The 24,038-nt window shown below is 51.1% G+C and carries 20 protein-coding genes; 11 read left to right on the top strand and 9 right to left on the bottom strand.

Annotated elements, in window-relative coordinates; all coding sequences use genetic code 11:
• Window positions 1–112: 112 nt before the first annotated feature.
• The 7 genes from JUJ53_RS06935 to JUJ53_RS06910 form a co-directional block, all read right to left on the bottom strand.
• Window positions 113–1,402, bottom strand: coding sequence for a response regulator (locus JUJ53_RS06935; protein ID WP_204151266.1), 1,290 nt, complete (start codon window positions 1,400–1,402; stop codon window positions 113–115).
• Window positions 1,392–4,031, bottom strand: coding sequence for a hybrid sensor histidine kinase/response regulator (locus JUJ53_RS06930; protein ID WP_204151265.1), 2,640 nt, complete (start codon window positions 4,029–4,031; stop codon window positions 1,392–1,394). The genes JUJ53_RS06935 and JUJ53_RS06930 overlap by 11 nt, the downstream gene beginning before the upstream one ends.
• Window positions 4,028–5,410 (bottom strand): ABC transporter substrate-binding protein, encoded by a 1,383-nt coding sequence (locus JUJ53_RS06925; RefSeq protein WP_204151264.1) that lies wholly within the window; start codon window positions 5,408–5,410, stop codon window positions 4,028–4,030. Before JUJ53_RS06925 ends, JUJ53_RS06930 begins: the two co-directional genes overlap by 4 nt.
• Before the next feature lie 229 nt (window positions 5,411–5,639).
• On the bottom strand, window positions 5,640–5,768 hold the full coding sequence (locus JUJ53_RS25050) for a hypothetical protein (RefSeq protein WP_275415735.1): 129 nt from the start codon (window positions 5,766–5,768) through the stop codon (window positions 5,640–5,642).
• A 27-nt stretch (window positions 5,769–5,795) separates the two neighbouring features.
• Entirely contained in the window at window positions 5,796–6,308 is a 513-nt protein-coding gene (locus tag JUJ53_RS06920; protein ID WP_204151263.1) for a hypothetical protein, read from the bottom strand.
• Window positions 6,309–6,425: 117 nt separating this feature from the next.
• On the bottom strand, window positions 6,426–6,593 hold the full coding sequence (locus tag JUJ53_RS06915; protein WP_204151262.1) for a hypothetical protein: 168 nt from the start codon (window positions 6,591–6,593) through the stop codon (window positions 6,426–6,428).
• A 156-nt stretch (window positions 6,594–6,749) separates the two neighbouring features.
• Window positions 6,750–7,895 (bottom strand): glycosyltransferase family 2 protein, encoded by a 1,146-nt coding sequence (locus tag JUJ53_RS06910; RefSeq protein ID WP_204151261.1) that lies wholly within the window; start codon window positions 7,893–7,895, stop codon window positions 6,750–6,752.
• A gap of 522 nt (window positions 7,896–8,417) precedes the next feature.
• On the opposite strand from JUJ53_RS06910, the gene galE reads away from it, so the two are divergent.
• From galE to JUJ53_RS06860, 10 genes are all read left to right on the top strand, one after another.
• A complete protein-coding gene (galE, locus tag JUJ53_RS06905) occupies window positions 8,418–9,434 on the top strand; it encodes a UDP-glucose 4-epimerase GalE (protein ID WP_204151260.1) in 1,017 nt (338 codons plus the stop codon).
• Window positions 9,435–9,643: 209 nt separating this feature from the next.
• The gene (locus JUJ53_RS06900) at window positions 9,644–11,104 is read left to right on the top strand and encodes an NAD(P)/FAD-dependent oxidoreductase (RefSeq protein WP_204151259.1); all 1,461 of its coding nucleotides are present in this window, start codon (window positions 9,644–9,646) and stop codon (window positions 11,102–11,104) included.
• 34 nt (window positions 11,105–11,138) lie between these two features.
• Entirely contained in the window at window positions 11,139–12,230 is a 1,092-nt protein-coding gene (locus tag JUJ53_RS06895; protein WP_204151258.1) for a glycosyltransferase family A protein, read from the top strand.
• A 15-nt stretch (window positions 12,231–12,245) separates the two neighbouring features.
• Window positions 12,246–14,930: a glycosyltransferase gene (locus tag JUJ53_RS06890; RefSeq protein WP_204151257.1), complete on the top strand. Its 2,685-nt coding sequence runs from the start codon at window positions 12,246–12,248 to the stop codon at window positions 14,928–14,930.
• Window positions 14,931–15,013: 83 nt separating this feature from the next.
• Entirely contained in the window at window positions 15,014–15,817 is an 804-nt protein-coding gene (locus tag JUJ53_RS06885; RefSeq protein WP_204151256.1) for an ABC transporter permease, read from the top strand.
• On the top strand, window positions 15,817–17,064 hold the full coding sequence (locus JUJ53_RS06880; protein ID WP_204151255.1) for an ABC transporter ATP-binding protein: 1,248 nt from the start codon (window positions 15,817–15,819) through the stop codon (window positions 17,062–17,064). Before JUJ53_RS06885 ends, JUJ53_RS06880 begins: the two co-directional genes overlap by 1 nt.
• A 28-nt stretch (window positions 17,065–17,092) precedes the next feature.
• The gene (locus JUJ53_RS06875; RefSeq protein ID WP_204151254.1) at window positions 17,093–18,223 is read left to right on the top strand and encodes a methyltransferase domain-containing protein; all 1,131 of its coding nucleotides are present in this window, start codon (window positions 17,093–17,095) and stop codon (window positions 18,221–18,223) included.
• Window positions 18,223–19,740, top strand: a complete 1,518-nt coding sequence (locus tag JUJ53_RS06870) for a hypothetical protein (protein WP_204151253.1) — start codon at window positions 18,223–18,225, stop codon at window positions 19,738–19,740. The genes JUJ53_RS06875 and JUJ53_RS06870 overlap by 1 nt, the downstream gene beginning before the upstream one ends.
• Before the next feature lie 69 nt (window positions 19,741–19,809).
• Window positions 19,810–21,564 carry a hypothetical protein gene (locus JUJ53_RS06865; protein ID WP_204151252.1) on the top strand — a complete coding sequence of 585 codons (1,755 nt, stop codon included), beginning with the start codon at window positions 19,810–19,812 and terminating at the stop codon, window positions 21,562–21,564.
• A 98-nt stretch (window positions 21,565–21,662) separates the two neighbouring features.
• Window positions 21,663–22,334, top strand: a complete 672-nt coding sequence (locus JUJ53_RS06860) for a DUF305 domain-containing protein (RefSeq protein WP_204151251.1) — start codon at window positions 21,663–21,665, stop codon at window positions 22,332–22,334.
• 100 nt (window positions 22,335–22,434) lie between these two features.
• Here the strand turns inward: JUJ53_RS06860 and JUJ53_RS06855 are convergent, their stop codons facing one another.
• Window positions 22,435–22,740, bottom strand: coding sequence for a DUF3181 family protein (locus JUJ53_RS06855; protein WP_204151250.1), 306 nt, complete (start codon window positions 22,738–22,740; stop codon window positions 22,435–22,437).
• A gap of 59 nt (window positions 22,741–22,799) precedes the next feature.
• The gene (locus JUJ53_RS06850) at window positions 22,800–23,078 is read right to left on the bottom strand and encodes a 2TM domain-containing protein (RefSeq protein ID WP_204151249.1); all 279 of its coding nucleotides are present in this window, start codon (window positions 23,076–23,078) and stop codon (window positions 22,800–22,802) included.
• 156 nt (window positions 23,079–23,234) lie between these two features.
• Between JUJ53_RS06850 and JUJ53_RS06845 the strand changes: the two genes are divergently transcribed.
• Complete coding sequence (locus JUJ53_RS06845) at window positions 23,235–23,864, top strand: Vat family streptogramin A O-acetyltransferase (RefSeq protein WP_204151248.1); 630 nt, start codon at window positions 23,235–23,237, stop codon at window positions 23,862–23,864.
• The last annotated feature ends 174 nt before the right edge of the window (window positions 23,865–24,038 follow it).

Here is a 24,038-nt window from a genome sequence, read left to right as displayed (position 1 = left end):
GCATGTTCCCGGCTTTTTAGTGGCCATGTGCAGACCCGACGTTTTTGAAAGCGATCGCCCCTCCAGAACCTCTCTTTTAGAAAAAGCGATCGCCCTGATTTGTTCAACGTGACTAGTGCATGGGTAGGCGAATACAGAACTCAGTTCCTTGGTCAATCTCAGACCGAACATCTAAGCTGCCGTTGTGTTTCTCCGTCACAATTTGATGAGCGATCGCCAACCCTAACCCAGTGCCTTTACCCGCAGCTTTGGTTGTGAACAGGTAATCAAATACACGACCCTTGACCTCAGGCGTCATCCCAGATCCATTGTCACGAATGCGAATTTCCACATGCTTAGACTCTGGCAACACTGCTGTGCTGATCTCAATGGTATGAAGCTTATCATCAAGATAGTCGGAGGAAGACTGTTGCGCAGCCTCATCAAACACATCAATAGCATTCGCCAAGATATTCATAAAGACCTGATTGAGTTGTCCCGGAAAGCATTCAATGGGCGGTAATTCACCATAATTTTTCAGAACCTGAATGGCTGGGCGATGGCTATTAGCCTTGATACGATATTTAAGGATCAGCAGCGCACTTTCAATGCCTTCGTTTAGATCAGCCTGCACTTTGTATTCACCGTCCGATCGAGAAAATGTCCGTAGCCCACTGCTGATGGCACGAATCCGATCGGTAGCACCTTGCATCGATTCCAAAACCTTCGGCAAGTCCTCACAAAGGAAATCTAAACTAATCTCATCAGCGTGGTTTTGAATCACCGTTGTCATATGGGAATCGCTTTGCTGATATAAGCGCAGATGGCCTAGCAAATCTCCAACATAGTCATTGAGATGGTCGATACTACCATTTAAGAAACCAAGCGGATTATTGATCTCATGGGCAACTCCGGCAACCAAATTTCCCAACGAGGCCATCTTTTCACTTTGGATAAGTTGGAGCTGAGAGCGAGAGAGTTGGTCTAGAGCCATCTGTAACTCAGCGGTGCGTTCTTGAATTCGCTGTTCAAGTTGTTGCGTCAACAAGCTAAGGTTTAGATGGGTATTCACCCGAGCTAAAAGCTCTGATTCTTGAAACGGTTTAGTGATGTAATCGGCAGCACCCAGCGAAAATCCTTTAACCTTGCTGGCAGTATCTGCCACAGCAGTCATGAAAATAACAGGAATATGCGCCGTTGCCGGATTATCCTTCAACCGTTGACAGGTTATAAAACCATCGATCCCTGGCATTTGTACGTCCAGCAAAATCAAGTCTGGAATGTAGGCTTCAAGGCGCTTCAAGGCGCGATCGCCACTGATTGCAGTTGAGATAGTATATCCTGCATCGGCCAAAATTTCTGTGACAATCTCTAAATTGGCAGGGGTATCATCCACCACCAATATTTTGGCGCTATTCAGCATAACTTCCCTCTCCATCCACATTATCCAAATCGTCTAAATTATCTAAATACTGTTGTAGCAAGTCCTCGATTTCTTCTGCCTGAAACCGTTTAGCTAACTGGAGCAAAGATTCAGTAAAGGGAAGGTAGATCGGATCAGTCTGCACTAAATGCTCCAGCTTTTCCCGTAGAACTTTGAGATTAGCCTGTCGAGTAAGAATCAACAATGCAGATAGGGTTTCCCGAGGCGGCAGTACCCATTCTGCAGTGGAATAAGGTACCGGCTCTGGCACATGGATCTGAGTTTCATAGAGCCACTCAATGTCCAAGTGCTTAGACAATAACTGAAACAACGCTTGAACATCGACAGGTTTAGCCAGGAAGTCGTTACCGCCGCTATCAATCGCCATTTGTTGATCAAGCTGAGCAACTGAGGCTGAGGAAACAATCACCCTCATGTCTTTTAAGGTTTCATGGCTACGAATTTTCCGCAAGAATGTAAATCCATCCATCACAGGCATCGCTAGATCGGTCACCACCAGATCGGGTCTTTCAGCTTGCAGGTAAGCTAGTCCCTCTTGTCCGTGTTGTGCTTCAACAACCTTAAAGTCAAGGGCTTCTAAGAGGTTCAGCAAGACAGCCCGGTTCTCCCAGCGATCGTCCACCACCAAAATGGTTTTTCGGGTTCCGGTATAGCCAATAATGCGATCGCATCCTTCCAGTCCTCGTTTTTGTTGCACCCAATCTGTGACTATCGGCAGATTGATCGTAAAGAAAAACTCGCTGCCCACGCCCAACTGACTCTTGACCTGGATTTCCCCTCCCATGAGCTGCACAATCTGCTGGCTAATGGCAAGACCAAGACCTGTACCCTCAGATTGTCGCTGGCGATCGCCTACCTGTTCAAAGGCTTGAAATAGCTTGGCGCAATCGGCCTCATCAATGCCGACCCCTGTGTCAATCACCTGAAAGACCAATGAAGCCTGAGTATCCGAGCTATCCAATACATCAATCTGCAACGTCACTGTACCGCGATCGGTAAATTTAATAGCATTGCCCAATAAATTAATCAGCACTTGTCGTAACCGTTTTTCATCGGTTTCAACGCCATCCGGCAAACGGGAACTGGGCTGATAGATAAACTCAATTTCTTTTTGATCAGCCCGAATCCTACACATTTCCACCACACTTTGAAGCAACGATGGCAAGTGAAGGGGTGTTGGGTCTAGATCCAGTCTGCGAGCCTCAATTTTAGACAAATCCAAAATATCATTAATCAGCGTCAGCAGGTGAGAGCCACATTGGTAAATAATATTGACCCCATGGCGCTCTTTATCAGGAATTTCCTTAGAACGCCCTAGGATTTGGGCATAACCTAAAATTCCATTCAAAGGAGTACGCAACTCGTGGCTCATATTAGCCAAAAAGTGACTTTTTGCTTGGTTTGCTGCATCAGCCTGCTCCTTAGCCTTAGCGAGTTCCGTCGTACGCTCTGCCACACGATGCTCCAAGGTAGCAAAAGACAAATTAAGCTGACTGGCCATTTGATTGAAGTTTTGAGCTAACTTGCCCACCTCATCCTCTGTAACCACCGGCACAGTTTGGGTTAAATCCCCTGCAGCCAGATGAGTTGCAGCAGTACTAATCGCTAAAATCGGACGTGTAATGCGCCGGGACAACACATAAACCGCAGCCAAAAGCATCCCAGACGACAAAAAACCAATCGCCAGAATATTCCTGGCCAATTGTCGTGCGGGTAAAAAAGCTTGGGCTTGACTAATTTCAGCAATCAAAGCCAGATTTTGTTCAGGCAGCCAGCGATAGACGCCCACGACGGGAACCCCTTGATAGTTGATGTAACGACCAAAACCACTTTGTTGGTTAATGGCGCGTTCGATTCCGTCACTGGCGATGTCTTCGATATCTATGGCATCGTCCGCCTCTGGCGTTATTTGTTTTGAGATAAAGACAGTTTTGCCCCTTGCACGACTCAGTAGATAGGTTTCTGCGGTTTCACCTAAACCTGTATTATCTCGAATCAGTGCATCTACTTCTTCAAGGTTTAAATCAACCACCAACGCCGCCATGCGATCGCCTTGGTTGTCCAAAATTGGTGTGGCAACAGTAACGGCTCCTTTTTGGGTCTCAGGTGAGATATAGAAGTTGGGAACTACCACATTGAGGCGATCGCGGGTGAAGTACGTTGCAGGATCACCAAGGGGACGATAGCGACCTTCGAGGGTTGGATCGTCGGAGGCAAAAACCACAAAGCCACTGTTGCGTGTAATGCGAATACTACGCAGGTTGGGTTTAATTTCCGTCAACTCAGCCACATATTGGGTGAGTACTGCGCGGGCTTCCTGATAGGCAGGCTGGTCAGACTCAGTTGTGAGCAACGTGTTAATAGCTGTTTGAACGCTATCTTCTCGGGCAACCCATAAAATGTCGCGCAATTGATTGTCAACCCATTGGTCAAGCTCATACCCTTTAAGCTGCGCAGCAACTGTCAAGCGATTAATCACTTCAGTTTCTAAAGATTCGCGAGCTTGGAAGTAAGAAGCAACGGCAACGGCACTGACTGTAATGATTGAAAGCAACGAGAAGTAGCTAACTAACTGGGCCAGTAAACTTTGATTAAACCAACGTTTCATGCCGATCGCTCCCATTCTGTCCAAATGCTCTTGATCTGACTGATGCCCCAATCACTGGCTTGAGTCGCGGATGCATCGTCCTGCAATACTTGGAGGACAGTTTTAGCCCAAAGTTGTTGGCTTTGCACCTCACTAAACGCCGAGTGGGTGACTTCGTAAGGAATGAGGCTGGGACGATTGTAAATCTTGATGGCCGTTTCAAGATGGGGGTCAGATGTGTCACTCCAAAGGGAGTTTTCAAATAGCTGGGGCATCACCGGCATGACTCGCCCTTTTGCACTTGTAATTAACTGATTGATAATCTTAGGTTCAGTTAAATAAGCCAGAAAATCCTTGGCAGCCTCTGGGTGTGGACAGCTCCTTGGAACAATTGCCTGCTTAATTCCTTTCCTTGTCAAGAGGTCAGTGCCATCGGGTTTTTGAGGTCGGCCAAGGGTGATTATTTGCTGATATTGTTCGTTAGCGTCCTGATTATACTGATTGGCTGGCAACTGTTGCGTCAGTGGAATTGATAGGGTAAGATTTAGCGTCATTAAAATGCTGCCATCAATGAAGCTGTTATTGTTGCCGCCTCCAGACCATTCCAGCGCCGCAGGGGGAACATAGCCCGATTGAAAAAATCCAGTGAATTCTTCCAAAGCTGCAATCATGCGCTGCCGATTTTCAGGAGCGTCCAACAAAAAATCACCATCAGGGCTAACCACCTCGACATTGTAGGCATCAAGGAACATCATCAATGACGCGTAGGTGTCAAACCCAATGGAGGACATGCATAGCCCTACACCATAAATGTCGGGATAGCCCTGCGATCGCAATTGGGTTTGTGCCGTTTGCCAAAATCTCCAAAAGGGTTCCCAGTCCATCGGCACATCATCTCGGCGGACACCAATAGCTTCAACCAAATTTCCCCAGTAGTGAATATAGTCCTCAGCTTGCCAGAGGGGCATGGCGTAATAGCTTCTCTCTCCCCGTAGCTGATTCCGATAGTTCACCTGGGAAAGGGCAACAGACGTGTAGCGATCCTTGATGGGCTGAATCACGTCTGATAGATCAAGGAGCTGATCCTGCCAAGCTAGTTTAGGCGCCAGGTTGGCATCTACTCCAATAGAATAAACAATATCTGGAATTTGAGAATTGCCCGGCTCTGCCAATAGCTGAGTTAATTGTTGATCAATGATGGGAACAGGCAAGAATTTTAGATTGACCGTCAAGCCAGATGAATGCTCCCAATCCTGAACGATTTGAGCTAAGCCTTCATTTTCTTCAGGTAAGAAACCCTGTTCCCACCAAATTGTGAGGTCAGCATCCGATTGAGTTGTCGTCGAGTCTACGGTCGAGTCTATGAAGGAGGTCTTGGCGAGCGTCGTACAATTCGCCAATCCCAACCCGACTCCAGCTAGTGAAAGTCGAGTAAAATCACGCCGGGTCATCATGGTAGGTAACCACAAAGAAAGGGATAACAGCACAGGTAGAATTTAACTAGTATTCCCAATTCATTAGTGAAAAAATCATTTGGCCAAGAAATTTATCATAGACTCTTGTGAAGATTACTTGAAGCTTTGTTGCAGAGAGAGAACAAGTGTTATGAACGCCCCTCCAACATCTCTCTCAAGAACAGCGATCGCCCTCCAGAACCTTGGCCAGAAACAGCGATCGCCCTCCAGAACCCTTGCCAGAAACAGCGATCGCTCCTTCCAACACCTCTCTTTTAGGAAAAGCGATCGCTCCTTCCAACACCTCTCTTTTAGGAAAAGCAGCTTTGGATTATCCCTTTATTATCTCTCCACCTCTAGAAAGACGATCAACCGTTTTTAGCAATGTTGGCATTCGATGTTCGCCCGCCATAGATTTTATATGATCCGCAGCACACTGGTAGTCAATGCCAATTGATGTGATAAATAACGGGCGATTACTGCTCCCTCGGAACAGTTCGAACGCATGACTCGTGTTGCGAAAGCGGTTCTTAGCCACACCAATAATGATGGAATCAGCCGGTAGCAACTCATATAGATAAGCACCAAGGCCTGGAGAACCATCATCCGATAGATGACAGTAGGCATCGATCACGAAGTACTGGACAGGGCAGGTAATCAACGGAAGGAGCTCACGCAGGGGTTTCAGTTCGCGTTCATAGAAGCTACCGGCCCGATAGTCACCGACATCTGAAACGTGGATCGTAAATTGCTCCGCTGGAGTTTCATCATCCCACTGGTGAAACACAATGCCAGCCGCATTTGCAGAATTGTTGTCGTAGTGGACATCGAAGCAGGCAATCATTGAAGGTGACCATCACAGAAATGAACAGGTTGTCCGGCAATCGTTGCAGCCAAACATGATTTGATCCATGATACAAAGCTGTCAGGGTTTTCAAAATAGGTTGGATTCAATCCATGACTACCCCATGAGAAAATGCACCTTCAGTGCTTGCCATGGATGATGAGCGGTAGAAAAGGCCACAACCATTTTCAGCAAAAGCGATCGCCCCTCCCATACCCCTTCCCAGGAAAAGCGATCGCCCCTTGATTTCTGCCATTGGAATGAGTTGATGAGTACTGGTTTCATACGATTATGCTGCGTTAACACATCCCACAAAATAGGCGATCGCCCTCAAGTTAGGGCAACTATCTGGATGTTGTATTGGTAAACAAGCACAAATGCCCTTGTAGTAACAAGGGCATTGATGTGTTGATAGACATCGTTCAAACACTGGGGCGAGAGTCAGCTTTGGCGGATTTTATAGGTAGATGATGCTTCCGTTTTCGGCTGGGAGGAGGAGCGTAGTGGTTGTAGTCCAGTCACCTTCAGATAGGTACTGAGCCAATGATCTAAAAGCCCAATACAGAAGGCGAGACCGCTATACCCGTAGTAGAGCCAGTGAACTGGAACCACTTTCAGGGTAAACCACGTGCCTCGCTTCAGCCGAAAGAAGCGATAGACCGATAGATTCAGCAGGATCAGCATCGTGGCGCAGAACAGGGATAGTCCAAACCAGAGGGGATTCCATGCCACCAGCACCAAGCTTGCCAAACCACCATAAAGGCAAACGACGCTCAGACGGCTGGATAGGCTGAGGTTGAGATCGTTGCTAATTTGCCCTTCCTGCATCAGCAGTTGTGTCCAGGGTAGGGCTCGTTGGAAAAAGTCTGTCTTCAGCATCGACGTCATGCCCCAATGCTTCAGGTGTTTCACCTGAATCTCCTTGCAGAGGCGGATGCTATACCCTTTTTTCTTGAGTCGATAGCCTAGCTCAATATCTTCGATACAGGGCTTGAAGTAGGTTTCATCAAATCCATCAACGGAGAGAAATGCATCTCGGAAGATGGCACTGCAGGCTCCCCAAAATGTGAAGGTATTTTCCTTAGAGCTTTGGTGAACGTAGTGGTGAAAAAGGTTGCGATACTGGGATAGGAAATTGCCCTTACCAGGCTTATCGTCGTAGGAACCAATCAGAGCCGTCATGGTGGGTGAGGTCTGGAATTGTGCCTGGATCTGAGCGAAAAAGTCTGGCTCGATGCCGACATCTGCATCAATGAACACGATGATATCGCCGGACGCATACTTAGCGCCAACGTTGCGAGCGACGGCGGGGCCTCGCTGCACCGGTAGCTGGATGACCTTCATGCCACCATCTTTTGCCACTTGCCAAGAATCATCGGAGACGCCATCGACAACGACGATGACTTCATAAGGACGTGGGTAGGTGTTGTTCAGGCGTTCTACACATTCACGAAAGGCTTCACCACCATTGAAAACTGGAATAACCACAGACAGATTGTAGGATCTGGGCGTCTGGGGCGTTCCCTCAGACTCATGTTGAGAAACTGAAGGATTGTTGTCACAGGTGTTTTCAATTGAGCCAACCATGATGTTATCCAGAAAGTGAGGTAAGTAATTTACTACGATCGCGATCGCCCTATGTAGGATGCACGTCAGCTTAGTGTGCTCTGGGTTCAAGATAATGGTTTAGTTCACCATGAACCTTTTGCCTGCTGTGTGGCGTCCGTAGAACTGACGAACATTTCAGTTTCAGTCATGTATGCGGATGTTAGAAGCCCCAACGGGTGGATTGCAAAATCGGCTTGGCTGTGGCTTCTATAAATTAACTACACCTTAGGCGTTCTGATGACCATCCTCAAGGATCTACGTCACAAAAGCAACGTAATCTGACGACTCTTTAAGCCCTCTTCATACTGAATTCTACTTTGCAAAGTTTTTGCTCTTTTCAAATAAAAACTCGATGATAGAATTGGCGATCGCAATTTTCAATGCCATACTGGGCGTAGCATAAATCACACTGCATTCACCAACGCTAGCACAGAGGCATAGGTCAGACTATGCTGGGCAAATACGCCCTTACTCAACATGAGAAGCTTTTAGAACATGACTATGCAGCCACAAAAACCAACTGTTTTGGTCACCGGAGGAGCCGGCTACATCGGCTCCCATGCTGTTGACCAATTAAAGCAAGCTGGCTACCACGTTGTGGTCTTAGATAATCTAGTCTACGGCCATCGAGATCTGGTTGAAACTGTTTTAAACGTCGATTTAATTGTGGGCGATATTAGCGATCGCGCCCTCTTAGATCAAGTGTTTCAAGACTACTCCGTTGCCGCCGTCATTCACTTCGCTGCCTACGCCTACGTAGGTGAATCGGCCACCAATCCGGCAAAATACTACCGCAATAACGTCAGCGGTACCTTGACGTTGCTAGAAGCCATGGTGGCAGCGGGGGTCAAGCGCCTGGTCTTTTCGTCTACCTGCGCCACCTACGGTGTACCCCAGGAAATCCCCATTCCGGAAAACCATCCCCAGGCACCGATCAATGCCTACGGGCAAACCAAGTTGATGGTGGAAACAATCCTCAAGGATTTTGATAGCGCCTATGGCCTCAAATCCATTTGCTTCCGCTACTTCAACGCCGCCGGTGCCGATCCCCAAGGGCGGTTGGGGGAAGATCACAATCCCGAAACCCATCTGATTCCCCTGGCCTTGATGACCGCCCTAGGACGACGAGAATCCCTATCGATCTTTGGCACGGATTACCCCACAGATGATGGCACCTGCATCCGGGATTACATCCATGTTTGTGACCTAGCCGATGCCCACATTTTGGGGTTAGAACACCTGCTCAAGGGGGGAGATAGCGATATCTTTAACTTGGGCAATGGCGGTGGATTCTCGGTGCGTCAGGTGATTGAAGCCACAGAACGGGTGACGGGGCGTCCAGTGCCAGCAGTGGAGTGCGATCGCCGACCCGGTGATCCGCCGGCCCTCGTGGGCAGTGGTCAAAAGGCCGCCGCCGTTCTGGGTTGGGATCCCAAATACCCCGACCTCGATGACATGATTCGCCATGCTTGGCAGTGGCACCAAGTTCGCCATGGCTCCTTGTCGTCGGTGTCATAGTTCACCGCTACGGTTGAGGGCAGTCCGCCAGGCTCTGCCCTCCCATAACACTGCGGTTGAGGATTGCCCATCAGGTTTGCTGTACAGGATATAGGTCAGGCTTCATGCTATTGGGGAAGAGTTTGTCCTGCCCTGCGATCGCCCCTCGTCTACATCGATTCAGTTTTCGTCCATACCTGCGTTCTTAAGAGTGAGTAGAGTTACTGTTCATGAGTTTGAATCCTGTTGTCGTTGTGGGTGCAGGGCCAGCGGGTTTAACCGCGGCCTATGAGTTATCAAAACACCAACGTCCTGCTGTGGTGCTTGAAAGTGGCGATCGCGTTGGGGGAATCTCGCGCACTGAAACCTATAAGGACTATCGTTTTGACATCGGCGGTCACCGTTTCTACACCAAGGTGACCGAGGTTGAGGATCTTTGGCAGGAGGTGCTCAGCGACGAGATGATCACCGTGCCACGGCTATCGCGCATCTACTATGACGGCAAGTTTTTTAACTACCCCCTTGATCCCTTCGATGTGGTCAAAAAACTAGGGATTGGCCGTAGTTTATCGATTGTCGCCAGCTACTTAAAAGCGAGACTTTCTCCCTTACCCGAAGAAGAAAGTCTCGAAGATTGGGTGATTAATCGCTTTGGCGAGAAGCTGTACTATACCTTCTTCAAGACCTATACCGAAAAAGTGTGGGGGATTTCCTGTCAGCAAATCCGCGCCGACTGGGCGGCTCAACGTATTCGCGGTCTATCGCTGAAGAAAGCCATCACCGATGCCCTGTTTGGCAAAAGTGACGCCAAGACCTTGATTAAAACCTTCCAATATCCTCGCCTAGGGCCAGGCATGATGTGGGAGCGGTTTCAAACCCTGCTAGAAAAGCAAGGCAGTCCGGTGCATCTCAACACCCGCGTCGTGCAGATCGATCGGGAAGGGCAGCGCATTCAGCGGGTTATCGCTGAGCAGAACGGTGAAACCCAGATCTATGAAGGGGATCAATTTATCTCCAGTATGCCCGTGACCAAGCTGCTGCAATGCCTGAATCCGCCGCCGCCGCCAGAAGTATTGACGGCTGCCAAATCTCTGAAGTACCGAGATTTTCTGATCGTAGCCTTGGTGATCGACGCGCCCTCCTTGTTTCCCGACAACTGGCTCTATATCCACAGCCCCGAATTTCAGGTGGGACGCATCCAAAACTTCAAAAACTGGAGCCCGGACATGGTGCCGGATGCCAGTAAAACCTGTCTGGGGATGGAATATTTTTGTAGCCAGGGCGACTCGGTTTGGGAATCCTCGGAAGAGACCCTGATCAAACTAGCCACGGAAGAGGTGGTGAAGCTGGGTTTGGTGAGCGATCCTAAGCTGGTGCAAGATGGTACGGTGATTCGACAGCTCAAGGCCTATCCGGTCTACGACGTGGAGTACCGGCAGCACCTCCAGGTGATCCAAGATTATGTCGAAACCTTCGACAATCTATACACCGTCGGACGTAATGGCATGCACCGGTACAACAATCAGGATCATTCCATGCTCACGGGGCTGCTCGCTGCTCGTAATGTGTTAGGCGATCGCCATTCCCTATGGACGGTGAACACCGAACGCTCCTACTACGAAGAGTTTCAGCAGTCGGGATCAGGATCTCCAGACGTTGCATCGGTCTCCAACCAGCTTAAATTTAGCTGACCTGCCCCGCGCTGCTCTGATGTGATAGACGCCTATGCCCCCTGATCCCCTAATTTCCGTGATTATCCCGGCCTACAATGCCGCTGACGTGCTTCCCCAAACCCTCACCTCAGTCTTAGCCCAAACCTATCCCCAGATGGAGGTGATGATTGTAGACGATGGTTCAACGGACGACACGGTGGCGATCGCCCAAGCTGTGGCCAACGGAGATCCCCGCGTAAGGATTCTCCAGCAGGCCAACGGCGGCGTGGCAGCGGCCCGCAATGCAGCGATCGCCCAAGCCCAGGGGGAGTTCATTGCCCCCATTGATGCCGATGATCTGTGGCATCCCCAGACCTTGGCAAAACTCTTAGCCGCGTTGGTGGCCCACGGGGAAACGGCCGGGGTGGCCTATGCCTGGTCGGTCGATATCGATCAATATAGTCAGCCGACGGGGCAATTTCGGGCGGCAACGGTGGCGGGGCCGGTGTTAGCCACCCTGATTTGCCACAATTTTATTGGCAATGCCAGCGCTACTCTCATTCGCCGGCGCTACCTGGATCTCATCGGTGGCTATGACCCGCACCTGCGGGCCCAGCAGGCCCAAGGGTGTGAAGATTGGGATCTGTACCTACGCCTGGCAGACTGCTGCGAGTTTTGCGTGGTACCCGCTTTTTTGGTGGGTTATCGTAAGACGGTGGGCAGTATGTCGGGAGATTTCAACCAAATGGCGAAGTCTCACCAGCTCATTCTCCAACGAGTGCAAGACAAGCATCCTGAGATATCCGGCTGGTTGTACCGCCTGTCTGCCAGCAGCCTCTATGTTTACTTTGCGCAACAAAGTTTTCAGTATGGGCTACCTCAGGCTAGCTTGGACTGGATTCGGCGGGCGATCGCCATCGATCCCCTCACACCCCTAGGTCGTTTGGGCGTTTATCGGCTGGCCCTCCTCAGTTGGCTCCAGCACAAGGGCTTGCTGTCGCCCATGGTCTGTGTGCCACCGGAAGATCTAGGGAGCGATCGCCCTAGATCAGATCTAGATTCGATTCTAGATTCCATCTTTGCTACAGCTCCGGTTCAGAGTTTTCGTCTGCGCTTCAAATTGTTGGTTGGCACTAGTTTGCACTGGTTATTATCTCGCATCTAACTCTAGAGGATGTCTATGCTGTTTCCCATCAAAGTTGTTGATATCGAACTCAGCCAGCCCATCCCCACCTTCGAGGGACTGGAAAACTATATGGGTTTGCAGGGGCTCGTCCGCCTGCATGGCGTACCGCTTGGCTATGTCAAAGCACCCATTTCCCTAGGATGCTGCACGGCGGCCACCCTCGGTAAACTGATCCTAGAGCAACACAGTTGGGCGATTATCTGCCAATTGCTCAAGAACGGGTTAGCAGCTCCCCAGCGGCCAGAGGATCTCAACCTTGAAGCGTTGGTAAACCTACCGCCAGTGGAGGTGGTGGACGACTGGCCGATGGTGACCGTAGCGGTCTGTACCCGCGATCGCCCTGATGATATGAAGCGTTGTTTGGAAGCTATTGTCCAGCTCGACTATCCCAACCTAGAGATTCTCGTGGTCGATAATGCCCCGGCCACCGAAGGCACGAAAGATCTCGTAGACGCCCACTATCCCCAAGTGCGCTATGTGCGTGAACCACGACCCGGACTAGACTGGGCCCGCAATCGCGCCATTTTGGAAGCCAAGGGAGAGATCATTGCTTACACAGATGATGATGTGGTGGTCGATCGAGGCTGGGTGAAGGCGATCGCCCGCACATTTTCCGAAAATCCCAGGATTATGGCCGTCACAGGGCTAGTAGTACCCTATGAGCTAGAAACAGAAGCTCAAGTCTTATTTGAAGACTATGGCGGTTTTGGACGCGGCTTCGAACAGATATGGTATCAAGTCGCCCCTGGTCAGCCCATGCCTTGGCAGTGGCTGGGAGCTGGTCAGTTTGGCACCGGAGCCAACATGGCCTATCGACGATCGATCTTTGAAACAATTGGCTATTTTGATCCAGCCCTCGATGTAGGAACGCCCACCAATGGCGGCGGCGACCTAGAGATGTTTATTCGGATCATTAAATCTGAACATATTCTGGTGTATGAACCGCGAGCGATGATTCGCCATCGCCATCGCCGCGAGTATGCTCAGCTAAAACGGCAAATTTCCTTTAACGGCAGTCTCTATGCCCTCTGGCTTAGCTTAGCGATCGCCTATCCTGATCTATGGATATCCTGCCTAAAAATTGGCGTTTGGTGGATGCTGTATTGGAATGTGCGGCGCACCATCGTCTCATCTCTACACAGAACTCAATTCCCAAAAGATCTAGTCTTAGCAGAATTCCGAGGAGCTTTTGCCGGCTTTTCGTCCTATCAAAAGGCAACTCAGCGGGTAGCTGCCATTGTGCAGGAACATGGATGGCAAACAGAAGAAGCCTTGCCCATTCGCTACCGACCGACAACCTCCTCTCAGCCCCCTGCCAATGACTCAGGGGCGATCGCTATCCGCCAAGTAGAACTGAGTCAGCCTTTAGCTGCCTTGAAGGATCTAGAAACCTATTCTAAGGTTCGGATCTTCATAAGCAGGGACAATAGCCCTTTAGGTCACCTTGACTACGAGAATGAATTTAATAACGTATCTGTTCTTACCCTAAGCAAATTAATTGCTAATCAGTTTGGTAGCAAGTTGCTAGATTTAGATGCTTGCACCGTCAGCGATTTAGTATGGCCACAAGCCGTGAAAGCGATCGCTCAAGGCTATGGGTTAGCAGAGCGAGATGAACCGGTTAAGCTACCTGATGACGTGTCCGTGTCGGTTGTAGTAGCCACCTTCGATCGCCCCGATGACCTACGCAACTGTCTTCAGCATTTACAAGCCCAGCAAACTAACCGTTCAGTAGAAATTGTGGTGGTGGACAATCATCCAGACTCTGGACTAACGGCTCCAGTCGTGCAAGACTTTCCGGGCGTGGTGCTGGTGCAGGAATCCCGCCAAGGTTTGGCCTACGGGCGCAATGCTGGGTTTGTCGCCAGTAGTGGCGACATCTTAATTGCCACAGATGATGATGTAACCGTCCCGCCAGACTGGATTGAACGTCTCATTCCTCCCTTTGCCCGTCCAGATGTGATGATTGTCAATGGCAATGTCTTACCCATTGAGTTAGAAGATGCTTCCCAGCAAGCCTTTGAAAACTATGGCGGTCTAGGTCGTGGATTTGAACCGTTTGAAGTGGACGGTTCTTGGTACGACCTGTTTCCCCATAAGCCGTCTCCCACATGGTCTTTGGGAGCAACGGCTAATGCAGCCTTCCGCGCCAGTATTTTTCATCATCCTGACATTGGCTTGATGGATGAAGCATTAGGGCCAGGAATGCCATCAGGCGTTGGCGAAGATACTTACGTCTTCTATAAAGTCTTAAAGGCAGGCTATACCATTGTGTATAATCCCAAAGCCTTTGTTTGGCATAAGCATCGCAAAACTCGCCAAGCTCTAGAACGTCAGCTCTATGGCTACAGCAAAGGGCATGTCTCCTACAACCTAACCACTTGGCTGCGGGATGGAGACTGGCGAGGCTTAGCCCAGGTGCTGCTAGGACTGCCCTACGCCCATTATTACCGGATTAAGGAATATCTTCTGAAGCGTAGTGACTATCCCCTTTCGCTGATTTGGCTAGAAATACGTGGTAACTTAGCTGGCCCTTGGTCGCTTTGGAAATCTCATCAGCGCGTGAAGCGGGAAGGGCATAGCGCTCCTTTCATCCCTGTTCAGGAGCGATCGCTCTCCAGTCATGGGCTATCCCAAGCTTCTGCATCGACTGTTCCTGCCTCTAGTAACGTATCCTAGGAGGCGTTCAGCGCTAGAGGGTAATCATCTATCTTCTAGCGCTGGACAGACTTTCCCTCTCACCTTCATTATGGTTGACCGATATGATAGGAAAGCCTAGGCTATCACGACGGGCTCTGTCGCCCCGCCATCTGAGTTATCTATGGGATCTGCTGCGATCGCTTGTGGATCGAGACATGAAGCTCATGTACAAGCGATCGGCCCTAGGTATTGCCTGGACGTTGATTAGCCCACTGCTGCAACTGCTGGTTTTTATCTTTGTCTTTCAGGTAATCATCAAGATGGATATTCCCCAATATTCATCCTATGTTTTTACGGGACTCTTGGTGTGGAACTGGTTTCAGAACTCTCTCTTTCAAGCCACGGGCATTATTATCAGCAGTCGTCCTCTGATTCGTCAGCCTGGCTTCCCCAACGCCATTTTGCCGATAGTGGTGGTGACAACCGGGCTCATTCACTTTATATTGGCACTGCCAGTGCTGGTTGTCTTTCTGTTGATTGACGGCGTGCAGCTAACCCCCGTTGTGCTGGCCCTACCGTTGCTGCAAATCATTCAGTTTGCCCTCACCGTCACATTCTCCTACTTCCTCGCATCCCTCAACGTCACCTTTCGCGATACTCAGCACACCCTCGGCGTTTTACTACAGTTTCTGTTTTACCTAACGCCCATCTTCTATGAACTAGGCAGCATCCCCGATCGCTACTGGTTTATCTATGGTCTCAACCCCATGGTGCATATCGTTACCTGCTATCGACAAATTCTGATCTGGGGCACTCAGCCAGATTGGCTAGCCTTAGCGATTATCGCCGGGGCGATCGCTGTGTTGATGCCCATTGGCTATAAGCTCTTCAAACATCAGAGCCTACGGTTTGTGGAGGAGATTTAATGGGCGACGCTATTCTAGTAGAGAATTTGGGGAAAGACTTTAGTCGCTACCATACCGAGAAGCCCGTGACCTTTATGGAAGCGGCCTTGTCGGGGCTACGACGCATTAAGCCTGTGGAAAAGTTCTGGGCTTTGCGCGGCGTGTCGTTTGAGGTGGCGGCGGGAGAAATGATCGGGGTGATTGGCCACAACGGCGCTGGAAAATCAACCCTGTTGCAAATCTTAGGTCAGGTTGCCTATCCCACCGAGGGACGGGTCAAAATGCGAGGGCGCATTGGAGCGCTCCTAGATTTGGGGGCTGGCTTCCATGGTGACCTCACAGGGCGAGAAAATGTGTTTGTGACCGCGATTGTAGCTGGCCTACCCCGCCGCGAGGTGGCTCGACGATTTGATCGTATCGTAGACTTTGCCGAACTAGAAGGATTTATCGATAATCCTGTGCGCACCTACAGCACTGGGATGATGATGCGCCTAGCCTTCTCCGTTGCTGTGCATACCGATCCAGATATTTTACTCGTGGATGAGTTTTTATCTGTGGGAGATCTATCATTTCAGTCGAAATGCCTGAATCGGATTGCTGATATGAAAGATCAGGGCTGCGCTATCGTGCTGGTATCCCATGACGTAGGGCAGGTAGAGCGGCTGTGCGATCGCGCCCTGTGGCTCAAGCATGGCACCGTGGTGGCCTACGGTGAACCGTCGGTGGTAGCGGGGCAATATACGATGGAGATGCGATCGCAAACCCAGCAGCGCACCCCCCAGCGTCCGGTACAGCTAACGGCGGCGGGGACAGAGTTACGGGTCAATGAAAATCGCTTTGGTTCCCTAGAAGCGGAGATCACAGCGGTGCGCTTGCTACCCCAAGCCACCCTGGAATCTGGCGCAGCCCTCTGTGTTGAGGTAGACTATGAAACCCGTCAACCCGTGGATAGCGCTATTGTTAGCGTCACGATCAGTCAAGACAGTGGCGAAACCTGTTTAGACGTCAACACCCTAGATACAGGCATTCCCTGCGTGCGGCTGCAGGAACAGGGAACAATTCGGCTGAACCTCGATCGCCTGGATCTACGAGGCGGCAACTATTTTGTAGATGTGGGGCTGTATAAGCAAGACTGGAGCTATGCCTATGACTACCACTGGCATGTTTACCCGCTGACGGTGAATACGACCCTTCCCTCTAAGGGCATCTTACGCCCCCCTCTACGCTGGGAGGTTGTGGGAGATGGGGTGCGATCGCTTACTCCTTAACGAATTACACCAGGATAGATCCTAACCCATGGCTGAACTTATACTCCCAGAACTCTATGACCCCGAGTTTTTTGAAGCCCTACGAGAGGGTTCACGCCAGTCTGCCCAGGTTATCGTACCTTTAATCTTGCAGTGGATCCAGCCTACGAGTGTAGTTGATGTGGGGTGTGGGGATGGATCCTGGCTGTCGGTATTTCAGTCTGAGGGAGTGAACGATATCTTGGGACTGGATGGCGACTATGTTCAGTCAGATACGTTACAAATTCCCCAAGACTGCTTTGTCGCCTCCGATTTAAGCCAGCCTATTCAGCTTGAACGCAGGTTTGACCTGGCTCTGTCCCTAGAAGTGGCTGAGCATTTGTCCGAGGAGAGCGCCGATCGCTTTGTGGAATCCCTGGTTCAACTCAGTGATGTGATTCTATTTTCAGCAGCCATTCCCCACCAGGGCGGCACCCACCATGTCAACGAGCAATGGCCAGACTATTGGATTCAGCGCTTTCAGTCCCATAATTATCTGGTTTTAGATATTCTGCGCGATCGCCTTTGGGAGGATCCGGCCGTGCAGCCTTGGTACGCCCAAAATAGTTTCATATTTGTCAAAGGCGATCGCCTTTCTGCCTATCCTCACCTAGAAGCGATCGCCCCAGCCCATCCAAAAGCGATCGTCCATCCAACTATCTATCTACAAAAATGTATCGACTCATCGCCTCCACCCGCAGACGAGCCCCCTGAACCATGGGCATCTCCTATTCTTCAGCTTCTGGATGTGACCTTGGATCCTGCGGAACTCCATTGTGGCGATCGCGTGACGATTACCATTCACTATCAACTGAAAGCGTCCCTAGAGTCTGCTCTGTTTACCATCAGTCTCAGTGATGCATCAGGTCACATTTATCTAGATACAGAAATCATCATCAACCCATTGCCGACAGATATCACCGTTCCGCATACCCTGGATTTACATATTGAGCGACTAGATCTAGCGCAAGGGACTTACTTTATTAATCCCGGCATTTTTTCGCCAGACTGGGAAGCAACCTATGCCTTTCAGTGGCATCAGTATCCCTTAGAGATTCAGTCTTCTCCTTCTCAAAAAGGCCTCCTCCATCCGCCTCTACATTGGTCATCCGATCAACCGTTGCCTATGGACTCACTATGATGAACGTCTCGCAGATTATCCGCCATCCATCTATCTGGAGACTGCTAGGACGAATCCTAGTGAAGGGTGTCCTGCCATTTTTGCTAGGGTTAGGACTGATGCTAGCGGGCGGGATGACGGAGCTAGCGCTTGCTGATCAAACGAGCCCAGCGATCGCCACCTTAAAACTATACGATCGCTCCCTAGGTGCGAGTACCCAGTATATCGGAGCCTGTGAAGGAAATGTAGACTTTAACCTATCTGACCTAGAAGACCTAGGGCTCAACACCTATCGTATCTATGGGGGCATGTCTCGCTGGGAAACCGAGGACGATGATGGCATCTATGGCTATCCCTCCATTGCTCAGATTAAGGCTAACCCCGATGTGGTTAACTGGGATTGGTGGGATCGGGTGATGACCCAGCCAGAAGGCGGCAGCGACTATGCCTTTTCAGGTGATCCGGCCGAGCTGTGGCAAGGCAGCGCCAGCACGCTATTGTCAACCCTGAAAGAGGCCCATATTCGTCCGGTGCTCACCCTGCGCAATAGCGATCCAGGTTGGGATCCAGACTGGGCACTGCAACTCAATCCACCACGTACAGAAGCAGATTGGAATGAATGGTGGCAGCATGTGTTTGCTACGGTCTACTGGCTGAATGTGCGTCATGATTATCAGGTGGATGACTTTGAACTGCACAACGAGCCGGATAATCGCCAGCAGGGTTGGGGGGGCAATCAAGCCGATTATTTTGAGCTGGCTCGCGTAGGAGCCGATGCGATCGCCCATGTTTACCAAACCTATCTACCGGGACGAGACTTTCATATTCATGCACCGAAAACTATAGGACATAGTCTATGGCCCGCAGATACATTAGACGCCATTCCTACGTACTTTGATCAGGTCAATGTTCATAACTATGATTGGGATATTTCCGCCTATGTGCGTCAAGTACGCGGCTGGATGCAGGGAACCATCCATGAGCGATCGCCCCTGTGGCTGGGAGAATGGGGCACCTATACCGACGGCTACGATGATCTTTCCTTTTCCTTGAATCTGATCAAAAATATGATTCGCATGTCGCAACCGGGAGACACCTACGTCTACGGCAGCCACTTGTTTTCTCTGTACGACTGGGGGCGGGGAGACTTTGCCGGGTTAATTGATGCAGAAGGACATCGCCGCCTGAGCTACTATGCCTTGCGGATGGGTACTCGCGCCCTCCAGGGCGGGCGACCGGTGCTGTTAGCCGGGATCAGTGATGACGCGGTGATGGCGATCGCCACCCGAGACGACCAAAACCAAGTGAATCTGCTGCTGGTGAATGATCAGCCCCAAGCCCATACCCTCGCCGTCGATCTATCCGCCCTAGTTAGCGATGGCACGGGAACGCTTTGGGAGTTTAGCGAACGGGTGCAAGACGAAGCGATCGCCTCTCTCGCTGTCACCCAAGGAGAACTGCGCCTTACGTTGCCTGCCTACAGTAGCCAACTGGCCGTCATCCCAGCCGCACCGCTGCCCAATGCCGTTCTCAACTGAGGCACACTAGAGGCAGTCGGGCGATCTGGACGTGTTCATGCTCTGCTGTCCTCTTCTGTGGTGTGACGTATGCTCTACTTTTTGGTGATGTGGGCTCTGCTGTTGCTGCTGTGTTTACCCATTGGTCTGGGGTTAGCGCATCGGGCCGGCGTTCGTCTTGCCTGCGTACCCGAGGATGTACCCCATCCCCATCGGTTAATGTGCCCTTTTCAACCCGAGGCGGTATTGATCACTTGGCTGGGGGTATTGGGAGTGGCGATCGCTCTCTTTTCCATTAGCCTATGGGTGCCCCTGTCGCCCCTAGTCGGTTTAGCGGTGGGAGGCGGTCTAGCGGCGATCGCCCTCAGACAAACCTCCGTACGCCATGACCTACAAACTCTCAGGCAAGCCATCGGCTGGAGGCAAGGTCTAGGGATGGGAGCCCTGGCCCTCCTCGCCGCCGCCGCCACCGTGCAGCCCGTCACCTGGATTGATACAGGCCTATATCACTACGGCACCATTCGCTGGCTGGCCGACTACGGCACCGTCGTCGGTGTAGCCCTAATCCACGATCGCTTTGGCTTTGCCTCGTCTTGGTTTGCCCTAGCAGCCCCCTTCAACCCCGTGATCCTGGATGGACGGGGAACAGCGATCGCCAATGGATTTTTGCTGTGGCTGCTGCTGCTGCAGGGCTGGGCAGCTCTAACGCGGATTGTGTCTTCAAAAGCAACCATTCCAGACTGGTTTGGAGCCAGTAGCTTAGGACTGCTGATTGCCCTATTCTTTGGCTCGTCTCTGATGATGGAGATTGTCGTATCGCCATCTCCTGATATCCCCATCATCCTGCTGGCCATTCTTCTATCGAGCTTCCTGCTAATCAGCGACGAACAGAATCCCATGACCGCTGATGGCCTAGCCTTTGTCATTCTTGGCCTAGGTGCCGTGGCCGTCACAGTCAAGCTCAGCGGATTACCCTTGCTAGCCATCGGCGGCCTGTTTTTTGTAGGACGCCACTACCAAAAACCGCGATCGCTCCTGGTAGGACTAGGGCTAGTCACCATCATTCTGTTACCGATGACGATCTTTGGCTGGCTGACCTCCGGCTGCCCTCTCTATCCCTCCTCCGTCATGTGTCTCGACTTGCCCTGGAGCCTCCCCCAAGATGCTGGCGAAGAAGCCCGCGCCCAGATCCATGGCTGGCAGCTTTGGTTTGGTTCACCCCCCGAAGGTACACCTTGGCTGCCCTGGGTGTTTCGGGAATGGATTTCCCTCGGCATCACCAATAAGCTGCTCCTTGGCTTAGGTCTTCTATCAACGGTGGCGACCATGTTACTGCTCCATCGCTGGTGGCGATCGCCCTACCGCGCCGTCATCCGTGGGCCCATCTGGGTGAGTGCTTTAGGACTATTGGGCAGCGCCTTCACCCTCATCTTGTCGCCCCTGATTCGCTTTGGTCTGGGCTACCTCATTCTGATTCCAGCCATGGCGATCGCTTGGCTCGGCCACGCCTGGATTGAACCCCGCTGGCAGCGCCTCCCCCGACCAGGACTACAGCTAGGCAAACAATGGCCATGGATATCTGTGGGGTTAGTGGCAGCGATCGCAGCGGTGACCACCGTCCGTGGCTACCCAAACCTACTCCTACCGCCCCTTCTCCCCTCCGCAAGGGTGACCACGGCACAAATGCAGGATATATCCTATGTTCATCCCATTGATGTAGGCGTTGATCTGTGCTGGGATGCCCCCAACCCCTGCGCCCTTGGGCCACTAGAATGGGAAGTGCGGTTACGCCAGCCCAATCGCGGTCTAGCAGGCGGTTTTGAGCGCGTCCTCCCCAACGAATGATGGATGTTCTAAGATAGGCGGAGGGTTGTGGTATGAGATGTTCTCGTGGCTCAACCCTCCCATACCCTATCGGATTCAGAAACTGCCCTATGACTGTCATGTCTACTCTAAAAAAGCCGTTGCTAGCGATCGCCCTTGTTGCTAGCGTTGCTGTCGTTGGCTGTGCCAATCAAGCCAGTGCTCCATCTGGCGAGGGACAACCAGCCGATAGCGCTGTTGATAGCGCTGTTGAACCAGAATCCGACAATGGTGCAGCTCATGCGATGACCTTGGGCCCCAAAGATAGAACCTTCGATCTGCGGTTTATTGACGGCATGATTCCTCACCATCGGGGAGCCATGGTGATGGCACGGGAGGCCTTAGAAAAGTCTGAACGTCCTGAAATTCAAGCCCTAGCTCAGAACATTTTGGATACCCAGCGGCAAGAAATGCGTCAGCTTCGTAGCTGGCGCGAACGATGGTATGCCGATGCGGACGAGGAAGCCGTGATGTGGCACGAAGAAATGGGCCACGATATGGCGATGACGAAACAGATGGAACGTTCCATGATGATGGTCGCCGATCTGGGTGAAGCGGATGATGAGTTTGATCTACGGTTCCTAGACGCGATGATTCCTCACCATGAGGGAGCGTTGGTGATGGCGCAAGAGGCCTTGGAAAAGAGCAATCGCCCTCGCGTGCAGGAGATGGCGCAGGAAATTCTCACGACTCAGCAAGCAGAAATTGATCAGATGGAGCAGTGGCGGCAAGAGTGGTACGGCGGCTCATAATCTAACTCAATGAATAGGGCGGGCCATGGCCCGCCCTATTTCGTTCTAACCTTCTTTCAAATTCATGGAACAAGTCTGAACACGAGCTGTTGCCCAAAACCTACAGCTTGCGCTGATAGTCTTCCAGTAAGTCCACTAAGCGGCTTTGAATGCGGGTTGGTACTAGGTCAGATAACGGCACCTGCCGCTGTTCTCCTAGGGTGATCATAGTACTCGCCAAAATCTGTTCAACAGCCGATGAATCGATTGGATCTGATTCGAGTAATGGATAAAGTTGTTCAGATAGGGTTGTATGTAACTTAGCATCTCGTAAATACAGATGCCACTTAGCTACATCGATATAGATCTGTTCTCCAATTTCTGCTGCTAGTTTTTCAATGGCTTCATTAGAGATTGGGTGGGTCATGGGGTGACCTCCGTAAAGAATGGGACTATAGAATCAGCAAGACTAATGGGATAGGAGTACTACTTCTTTGCAAAACCCTTCCCGCTTGTTGCTTCAGTTGAGACTGAGTAATCAGCGATCGCAAAAATGTATAGCCCATGGATCACTAATACGGTCAGCCAACCTCCGGTTAGCCAAACAGTCCAGCCCCAGTCTTGAAACTGGAGCGTGCGCACAAACCAAACACCCGAATTGCTCGCTGCAAAAAGGGCCACATGGGTGGCAAAGTTCATGCGATCATCCAGCTTACGAAAGGCAGGATCCGCGCGATCGGGTTGTCGGGGCCAACGAGGAGGCATAGGGATTACTCAATCAGTAGCAAAGAACAAGTAGACTAGCGAAAGCTGGCCTATGTCTCCTATTCTGACATTCTCCGCACCTTACGAACGCAGATTTTGGATTGAATTCTCGGGCGATCGCCCTAACCATGACGCTCTCTTGATTGGGAATGACCTATGCCCTACCCTGATCCGACCAACCCCCACCCGATGCCTGGCTTCCCTCAGGTGTGTTTCATCAAAAATACGGTTTCCAATCCCCACATCATCATTGGTGACTATACCTATTACGACGACCCGGAAGACTCCGAAAACTTTGAGCGGCGAGTGCTCTACCACTATCCCTTCATGGGCGACAAGCTGATCATGGGTAAATTTTGTGCGATCGCCCGTGGGGTAACCTTCATCATGAATGGCGCAAACCATAGCATGGCAGGCTTTTCCACCTATCCGTTTGGAATTTTTGGTCAAGGCTGGGAGCGGGTAGTTCCCACGGCAGAGGAGAGCTACAAGGGCGACACGGTGGTGGGCAACGATGTATGGCTAGGCTATGATGCAACGGTGATGCCGGGGGTGTCGATAGGTCATGGAGCGATCGTGGCAGCCAAGGCGGTGGTGACGCGGGATGTGCCACCCTATGCGATCGTGGGGGGAAATCCGTCCAGGGTGATCCATCTACGGTTTCCAGAGGAGGTGATTGAGGCGCTGCTGGAGATAGCCTGGTGGGATTGGGAGTTAGATAAGATCACCCGCAATCTTGAATATATTGTCGGTGCCGATCTGGAAGCATTGCGATCGCGTCCGTGAGAGCTAGGAAGGGAAGAGCAGACTTTATTATTGATGGTTGCCAGTCTAGTCAGCACGCATGGTTTATGTAGTAAACCTAACGCTCTTCAATGACTCTGGCGGTAGATAGAATAGAGTAAAAGGGCTGGAACCTAGTGAGAAGCGATGATAGCACCCCGTATAGCCAAGGCGACA

This window comes from Leptolyngbya sp. CCY15150 (assembly GCF_016888135.1).
Classification (GTDB): domain Bacteria; phylum Cyanobacteriota; class Cyanobacteriia; order RECH01; family RECH01; genus RECH01.
This window is presented reverse-complemented; position numbering and strand designations above follow the sequence as displayed.